This is a genomic window from Psychrobacter glacincola (assembly GCF_965118485.1).
Lineage (GTDB): Bacteria > Pseudomonadota > Gammaproteobacteria > Pseudomonadales > Moraxellaceae > Psychrobacter > Psychrobacter glacincola_D.
In genome coordinates this window covers 1-8,791 of sequence record NZ_CBCPJH010000059.1, presented here as the reverse complement: position 1 = coordinate 8,791, position 8,791 = coordinate 1, and the positions used below count along the sequence as shown (strand labels likewise).

The following is an 8,791-nucleotide window of genomic DNA, read 5'->3' as shown; positions in this document are numbered from 1 at the left end:
TAGAGCAGTTGCCACCAGATTTGATAAGCTCAAGCAGAGTTATGAGAATACGGTGGCTCTTGCTTGTGCTTATCTTTGGTTGAAATTATGAATGTTCAACACGCCCTAAATCTTTAAAAAGATAACCACTCTTTTCAATCATTAACGCACCAAAATAACCGGCGATAGCGTACTGGCGATAATCTCTGTCGTAGTGCTGCCAAGGAATAGATGCTGTAATTTAGAGCGTCCATAAGCACCCACCACAATGATATCGATTTGATGCTCCATTTTAAAAGCCAGTAATCCATTGAGCGCATCAATCTGCTGTAAATGATGCGCCTCTACCATAAACCCTGCTGCTACCATTTGTGCACGTGCATCAACAAGGCTTTTTTTTGCAGCTGCATTGTCATTGCCGACCATCACGATATGACCTTGCAAGCCTTTTAATAAATTGCTTTTTGATAGCATGGCAATAGCATTATTGGCGGTTTTACTAGCATCAAAGGCTATCATGTATGAGTGAGGTTCTTTGAATTTCTCTGAGCAAATGAGTACCGGTACGCTTGATGCTCGTGCAACTGTCTCAATTTGGCTGCCGATATTAATGCGGCTATACTTATGGTCTTCACCGCGGCGTCCCATAACAATGGCGCAATTGTGCTCTTTAAAATGTTCGATAGCAGGTAACAGCTTACCGCGGCGCTGATAAATATGGATGTCTACGGCATCGAAATGGCTTTGGATATGGCTTTTGGCATCTTGCACCAAAGCAGTGCTATAACTGTTGACCACCTTGGCTCTTTGCTCATCGAGCTGAGACAATTCATCCAGTAAGTATTGGCGACTGTTCATACCAATCGCCCCTGACAAATCTCTTCTGCTTGAGGCTGCTACTTCACTGACATGCAACAATCCTACCGAGATATCGAGTCGCTTTGCATACCATGCTGCGTAATCACAAACAGACTCCGTCACTGCTGAACCATCAATACAAGCTAAAACGTGCGGTTGAGTTGTCATCATCTATCCTTAAATACTATTTATTTGCTACTAATATTATGAATACGCTAATAACAGAATAAATCTGTACAAAATTTGCCATTGGCTTTTAGTATAACCTTTAGCAAAAATACTTTGTTAATTTATAAAATATAACCTGCGTTGAATATTTCTCTAAAATATTGATATTATTAATTTTATTTTAAAGTATTTTTGGCTCTATATAAAATCAAAGAGTAGTCTAGTATACCAACGAAATTATTTAGTTATTAATCAAAAACCCCTATTCCTTTTTCTTAAAATACAGCGTTTAAAGATAGAGTATAAAAATTTTAAACCATCATACCTTATAGTAACTGTATCGTTATGAGGTCAAGAAAAATCTATCTGATGGCTACGAAAAAATAAATAAGTCATCATTATAAAAAAGCTAAAAAACAAAACTGCTATTATAAAAAACAAACTAATGTAAGTTTTTGTGGATGAATTAAATCCCTATTGGCAAATATAAGCCATTCAGCTTGTTTTTTACGGGGAAGTTGCTAATATGCAGCAAGGTATTTTATTGTTAGTTTCGTGTCAAACGCTTCGTTGTGAAGTGCTTTGATTTTAATATGGAAGTTACTAGGAACAAAGGTATGACATCACTGAACCATGAAGGTCGCGTACTTCACGAAGGTCTAAGCAAAAAAATCATGACGGCTGAGCAAGCAGCTGCCTTTATCAAAAACGATATGAATGTTGGTATGAGTGGTTTTACCGGTGCTGGTTACCCAAAAGCGATACCTGCAGCGTTAGCCAAACATATGGAAGCGGCTCACGCTCGCGGTCAAGACTTTCAAATTGGTTTATTGACAGGTGCCTCTACGGCAACTGAATGTGATGGCGTATTGGCAGAAGCGAATGGTATTAAATGGCGTACGCCGTACCAGTCAGAGCCTGCGCTACGCAAGCAAATCAACGCAGGTGAAACGCATTATTTTGATATGCATCTATCACACGTAGCACAGCAGAGTACGATTGGCTTCTATGGCAAGATGCATATGGCTGTCGTTGAAGTATCTGGTATTTTGCCAGATGGTCGTTTGATTCCTTCAACTTCAATTGGTACTAGCAATGCATGGCTTGAGAATGCTGACCACATCATCTTAGAAGTCAACGCTCAGCAAAGCTTAATGTTAGAAGGTATGCATGACGTTTATAACGACATCGGTATGCCGCCTAACCGTAAACCTATTCCGCTCGTCACCCCAGGCGGACGTATTGGCGTTCCGTATTTACATTGTGATTTAGATAAAGTGGTCGCAGTTGTTTTAACCGACTCGCCAGATCGCAACAGTAAGTTTGCTGACCCAGACGAAAACTCAAACAGAATTGCCAGCCACATTATTAACTTCTTTCATGAAGAAGTTAAAAAAGGTCGCATGCCAGAAAATTTATTACCAATTCAGTCTGGTGTCGGCAACGTAGCCAACGCAGTATTAGCAGGCTTACAAAACAGTCCGTTTGAGCAATTAACAGGTTATACCGAAGTATTGCAAGACGGTATGCTAGATCTTATTATGTCTGGCAAAATGACCATGGCATCAGCAACGGCATTGTCATTAAGCCCAGATGCGCTAGAGCGTTTTAATGCCAATATCGAAGAGCTGCGTGCGCGTATCGTATTGCGTCCACAAGAGATTACCAATCACCCTGAAGTGGCGCGTCGCTTAGGCGTATTGGCAATCAATGCCATGATTGAGTGTGACTTATATGGTAACGTCAACTCAACTCACGTTATGGGCACCAATATGATGAATGGTTTGGGCGGTTCAGGTGACTTTGCGCGTAACGCTTATACGTCATTCTTTGTGTCGCCATCAGTAGCTAAAGATGGTGCAATCTCTTGTATCACGCCGATGGTATCGCATCATGACCATACTGAGCATGATGTAATGGTCATCGTCACGGAGCAAGGATTGGCAGATTTACGTGGTTTATCTCCGCGCCAGCGCGCAAAAGCAATTATCGATAACTGTGCGCATCCTGACTATCGTCCAATGCTACAAGATTACTTTGATCGTGCATCAGATACGGCTGGTATGCAAACGCCGCATATTTTAGACGAAGCCTTGTCATGGCATCAGCGTTATGTTGAAACAGGCGATATGCGTATTAAAAAATCGGCTTATAAAGTTGCTATTTAATAACGTAGATTTTGTAGCGATATAAATAAGCTAACAAAAAAAACCTGACTATAAAAAAGCCCCTTATCCAATAAATAAGGGGCTTTTTCTTGATGTTAAATGATTTTAAACTAAAGCCTTAACGGCTGGTAAATACAATCGCTTTTGGACCAGCAGTAGTTTGCTGATTAATCGTGACCTTGCTGTCTAAGATATCGCCGCGCGCATTGATTTTGTAGCATTCTGACGAGGTGCCATTAGGGTCGTTGGCGAGGAGTAAGTTGGCTGAGGTATCTACGCAGAACCAAGCGGTATTATTGGTGTCTCTGACCAAAGACCAGCTTTGCTTATAGCTACCTATTTTTTTGCTCATACTTCTATCAGCGTATACGTCTTCTTCTATTAATTTATTGGACGAGCCAACGGCTGCTATCTTCGGTAGAGCCGTGCTTTGGGTCGATAACGAGTATTTACCTGAGCTGTCAGTATAACCGTAGAAGACCAGTGGGTTTGCCGTAAAATAATTGATGGCAACAGATTGGTTAGTTATTTGATTGTTTACTTTATTAATAGTGTTCACTTCGGCAGCTTGTACTTGCTTATTATTAAATACCATATTGCCTTTTGGCGTGACGGTAATATCTGCTGAAGCAGTTTGGTCGCCAACGCTCGCCACCAAGCTGTGACTGCGGGCTTTGGTATAGATATTGAGCATGGCAGCTTCAACAGGGTATTGGGTAACAATGGTGTTTTGGTTGCCAGTGCCTGTTGTCCCGCCATTCATTCCGCCAGCACACGCACTTAGACTGAGTGCTACTACTCCACATAATGCTAATTTCTTCATTATTTATTCCTTATTTTGATTATATAATTCTATCGCTATCTACTATAGTTGAATTTTTAAGAGATGGCATCTGCTATGTCTACTTGATACCGCTATCCTTACATCACTATAACAACCAATGATGTTTTAGAAATCTAATTCATAATACGCGCATCACAAGCGTATAAAATTATATAAAAGCACGTTGTTATTTTGGAATAACTGTTTGTTTATGGCCTAATAAAAAAATGTATTTACCATTTTTTACCGCTATTATCGCGAGTCTGTTATTATCTTGCACGTCATAAAGTATCAACTTATCAATATAAAATATCAATGTTAAGAAATCACTATGATCGTCAAGCAACAGCCCAGCGCCATCAAGCTATTCTTCGCCCTACGCGGCTCAGTTCTACCAAAAGTCTATCGTCAAATTTTGCTGATTAGTCTTATCAGTGCGCTCATCACCAATGCTCAGCATATTTTTCCGAACTCTTTTTCTTCTTATAGTGTGGCGCCTTTTACCTTGCTTGGGATTGCTTTGTCACTATTCCTAGGCTTTCGTAATAACGCCAGTTATCAGCGCTGGTGGGAGGCAAGGGGACTATGGGGGCAATTGGTTTATGATTCGCGCAGCTTGTGCCGTCAAGCGCTCTCTTATATCGATGAAGACAATCCGGTAGGGCGAGATACCCAGCGTCGTCTGATTCATCTGAGCATTGCTTTTAGTCATGCAGTGCGTCATCGACTGCGAGAAACATCACCTTGGGAAGATGTCGAGCGCTTCGTTGAGCCGAAACATCATAGCAAGATGCACCAGGCTAAAAATATACCTGACCATTTAATGCAATTGATGGGTAAGGAGCTTGGATATTGTCGCAAGCAGCATTTGCTGTCAGAGCAGATGGTGCAAAACATGGATGAGCGCCTGAACTCTATGACAGTGGTACTGGCAGCATGTGAGCGTATTTATAATACACCGCTACCATTTGCTTATACCTTGCTTGTTCACCGTACAACTTATTTATATTGCTTTATGCTGCCGTTTAGTTTGGTATCTTCGTTGGGTTGGGTGACGCCTTTAATTTGCGGCGTGATTGCCTATACGTTTTTTGGCTTAGATGCCTTGAGTGAGGAGTTAGAGGAGCCGTTTGGTTTGGCGGCCAATCAGTTGGCATTGACTGCATTATCACGCACGATTGAAATCAACTTATTGGAAGCCTTGGGTGAAACGGATTTACCACCGGATATTGTTCCAATAAAGGGTTATTTAGAGTAAATGATAAGTCATAAAAAAGACCGCTCGATTGTAGCGGTCTTTTTTTATAGGTCTTTAAGCCCAAATGTTTTCTAATTCCAAATGTTTTCTAAGACCAAATACCCTCAAACCTAAATATTTCTTAAACTAGATACTATTTAAAAAACTCAGTAATGTCTCTTTTTGCGTACCAGGCAATTGTATAAAGCGATTTTTTGTCTTTTCTGCTTCGCCACCATGCCACATTATTGCTTCAGTCAAACTGCTGGCACGTCCATCATGCAAAAATCTGGCTTCTGGGTCACGTGCCACAATACCAATACCCCAAAGTGGTGGTGTACGCCATTCATGACTCTCTGCATTTTTTTCTTTGACGCCGTCATCAAGTGCCGCGCCCATATCATGCAGCAATAAATCCGTATAAGGATAAATGATCTGCTGTGATATTAGTGGAAAGCGAACGCTATCACCCGTTCTTTGTTTAGGCGTATGACAGCTAGCACAGCCAACTTGAGCAAACAGCTGCGCGCCTTTATTAAAGGCAGAGAAGTCATTTGCTCGGCGCTCAGGAACCGCCAGCGCTGTCATAAAATCAGTCACCGCATCCAAGCTGCTATCTGATACTTCTGGGTTACCACCATTTGGCGATGTCCAACAAATCGGCTGGCTAGAGGTACAATTGGGATCCATAAATATTGAGGTAGTTAAGCCCATATCTTGCGACATAGCATTGGCGTTTTGGGTCCGTAAACTTGAATTAATAGCTTTCCAACCAAAGCGCCCGATACGCTGCTGGATGCCATCATTGACCCAATGTACGCGGCCACTGATGCCATCTTTATTGCTATCTTCAGGGTCAGCCGCCGTAATAATATTGGCTTCAGGAATCAAATCGAGCAAACCCATACCGACCAGCTGCGGCGAGATACGTCCACTGATATGGCTATCACCTAATGGTTGATTAATATTGGTGGGGCTAAAGTTAAATTGGATGCCGGTAGGTTTATTGTCTGTGCTAGCAGTCGCAACGTAGCGCATCTTACCTTCAGTTTCAATATCAGGCGTAATGCTTTGGTGCTGCATTTGCTCGCCATAATAAGTGTGTGCCAAGCCTTGTTTATTACCCAATCTAAATAATATAGCATCGCTAAGCTCACCATTAGCAATATAAATAGGTTTGCGTCCTTCAGCGCTATGACATTGAGTGCAAGCATTGGCATTAAATAGCGGGCCAACACCATCGAATAGCACGCGACCTTGATTGGCAGGTGTCCATTCAGCGATAAATAGCTCACGCCCTGTAGAGACGCCACCTAATGCGCTGCTTGGTAGGTTTGGTATGATTTGCAAAAAGGGACGTGAGATATCAGCAGAAATGGTGGCATTGCCACCTGCTGGTAGCCACTGAGTATCAGTTTCTGGCGTCTCTGGATTTTCAGGCAAGTCGGGTTTGGTCGGTGGCGTAGGGTTGCTAGGTTGATTAGGCGTACCTGACGCATTATTATCAACGCCATCTGAGCCACCGCATGCACTTAGTATCAGAGCCATGCTGGTGTAAAGTAGAGTATTACGTATGATTGGTAATGATGGAATTTTTAAAATAGGTAATGGGGTCAAAAATTGGGGCATGGTGTTACCTGAAGAGTATAAGAGTATAAGAGTATAAGAGTATAAGGATATACGGTTAAGTGATAAATTGAAGGTCACTAAAAAACGAATGTAAGGATGAAATAAAAATGGCTACAGAATATGCAGCCATTTTTACTGTCGTCTTATTTTTATCAACATTGATTTTTTAGTGAGAGCTGCTTACGACTGACTTGGTAAAATGATAGGAATAGGGTAATTATACATCCAAGTAGGCGCAGCATTTGAATTACCTAATGAGCCTTCAAAGCTCCAACCCCACGTAAATAAATGACCGTTTTCAAAACGTCTACTATTATCTTGACTGTCTGGCTTTTCCTGAGCAATCAGATGCATGGTTCCCATTGCCATATTATCAATGTTGTTTAGGCTAGGTAGGGTATCGGTTGGCTCATTTAAATCGTTATAAACAGTCTTGCCCGCGCCGTTAGTTTCGCCAAACATGCCCCAAGGATAGACTTTGCCATTGTCTAATAATACATAGCTAGCATTACCATTTGCATAAACGCGGCGAACGTCTTTACCCGTAAACCAAGGCAGTTTGGTTGGCGTGGTTATAGTGCTTGCCCATGCATTTGCAGTATTTTTAAAGCCAATCCCGTTGTAGCCTATTTGGCTACTAGCATTTAAACCCCAACCGTAGACCGACTCTTTATTGGTTAACGCTAAGACATGATCTCTACCAGCGGCTAATTGGGTTACTTTTTCAACAACAGCTATCTCATCAGCAGTTTTTAGTGCATAGCTAGTGTTAACGTCTGCGGTAGCAGCATACTGTTTGGTAGCCAAGACATCGATAAGAATAGGTATTGGATTAATATTGATACAGTTATTGGCTTTATTACACTCTTGACCACGACCAAAGTTAGCATAAGCGTCGCTTCCCCAGCCCCACACTTGACCTTTATCATCTAAAGCATAAGAGCTATTGCTACTGGCGACAACTTGTATGATGTGACCGATACCAGTGGCTGCTGAAAAATCAACTTTAACCGGTGCACTGCTATGACTGGCAGTTATTTGTGCATTACCTAATTGACCTTGTCCGTTGGCACCAAACGCCCAAACACTATTGTCTTCCGTCAATACTAAGTTATGGCTATAACCGGCTGCTATCATCACAGCTTTCTCAATACCTGCAATAACACCCATCTCTAGACGGCAGTCATTTTTACTTTTGGTGCAGTCCACACGACCATTATCGCCGAGCCCTAATTGTCCTGTTTTATCCTCACCCCAGCTATAAACATGACCGTCTTGGGCAATCGCAAGCGAGTGATTTTGATTAAATTTAATAGAAACAAGATTTTTTGGTGCATTGTTTATCTGCATTGGCGTCTCTGGATGCCCCATGCTATCTGCTAGTGTAGAGGTATAATTTGAACCCGTTTGACCAAAATTATTGCGACCCCAACCATATAGTTGACTGCTATCTACCTTGCCATCATTTATTTTTATATCACGTATAGCCGCAGTATGTGAGCCACCGGCTGCGATAGTGTCGCCGACATAAATCGTCTTGGTTAAGCGCATGATATTGTCAGCATTATCTGTGGCTTCCAATGTCACTTTATTCTCACCTAAGCCTAATAATATACGGTCGTCAAAATAACCATCACTATCGACGCGCAGTGGTTGAGCTAAACCGTCATTACGTTTATAGGTAAGCGACTTGATGCCGCTGCTGTTATCTTGTACTTGACCTGACACAAATACTGCGGCAGTCGCGCTATAGCCACTGGTAAAATTGCTATCTGTTGTTAATAGTGGCGGTGTCCCATCAATGATCGCTGTGCTGGTCTCAGAATCATCGCCGCAAGCAGTTAGCAATAAGGTAGCGGTCATTAAAGCGACTGCTTGGGTGAGCGGAGATAAGCGCATAAATACCTCAATAATCAATTTTTTATAATA

At 41.9% G+C, this 8,791-nt stretch carries 6 protein-coding genes and 1 pseudogene; 3 read left to right on the top strand and 4 right to left on the bottom strand.

Going from position 1 to position 8,791, the window contains the following annotated elements:
* Positions 1-91: pseudogene (locus ACMHKH_RS14135) on the top strand (IS5/IS1182 family transposase); the annotation flags it as partial.
* A gap of 50 nt (positions 92-141) precedes the next feature.
* Here ACMHKH_RS14135 and ACMHKH_RS14130 read toward each other — a convergent pair.
* The gene (locus ACMHKH_RS14130) at positions 142-1,005 is read right to left on the bottom strand and encodes a universal stress protein (protein WP_413521268.1); all 864 of its coding nucleotides are present in this window, start codon (positions 1,003-1,005) and stop codon (positions 142-144) included.
* A 617-nt stretch (positions 1,006-1,622) separates the two neighbouring features.
* On the opposite strand from ACMHKH_RS14130, the gene ACMHKH_RS14125 reads away from it, so the two are divergent.
* A complete protein-coding gene (locus tag ACMHKH_RS14125; RefSeq protein WP_413521267.1) occupies positions 1,623-3,173 on the top strand; it encodes an acetyl-CoA hydrolase/transferase family protein in 1,551 nt (516 codons plus the stop codon).
* Positions 3,174-3,291: 118 nt separating this feature from the next.
* On the opposite strand, the gene ACMHKH_RS14120 is transcribed toward ACMHKH_RS14125, so the two are convergent.
* Complete coding sequence (locus tag ACMHKH_RS14120; RefSeq protein ID WP_413521266.1) at positions 3,292-3,996, bottom strand: hypothetical protein; 705 nt, start codon at positions 3,994-3,996, stop codon at positions 3,292-3,294.
* A 331-nt stretch (positions 3,997-4,327) separates the two neighbouring features.
* Here ACMHKH_RS14120 and ACMHKH_RS14115 point away from each other — a divergent pair, with 331 nt between their 5' ends.
* On the top strand, positions 4,328-5,254 hold the full coding sequence (locus tag ACMHKH_RS14115) for a bestrophin family protein (RefSeq protein WP_413521265.1): 927 nt from the start codon (positions 4,328-4,330) through the stop codon (positions 5,252-5,254).
* Between the two features lie 126 nt (positions 5,255-5,380).
* On the opposite strand, the gene ACMHKH_RS14110 is transcribed toward ACMHKH_RS14115, so the two are convergent.
* A complete protein-coding gene (locus tag ACMHKH_RS14110) occupies positions 5,381-6,862 on the bottom strand; it encodes a di-heme oxidoredictase family protein (protein ID WP_413521264.1) in 1,482 nt (493 codons plus the stop codon).
* A 180-nt stretch (positions 6,863-7,042) separates the two neighbouring features.
* Positions 7,043-8,791 (bottom strand): hypothetical protein (locus ACMHKH_RS14105; protein ID WP_413521263.1); only part of this gene is annotated, 1,749 nt, incomplete at its 5' end.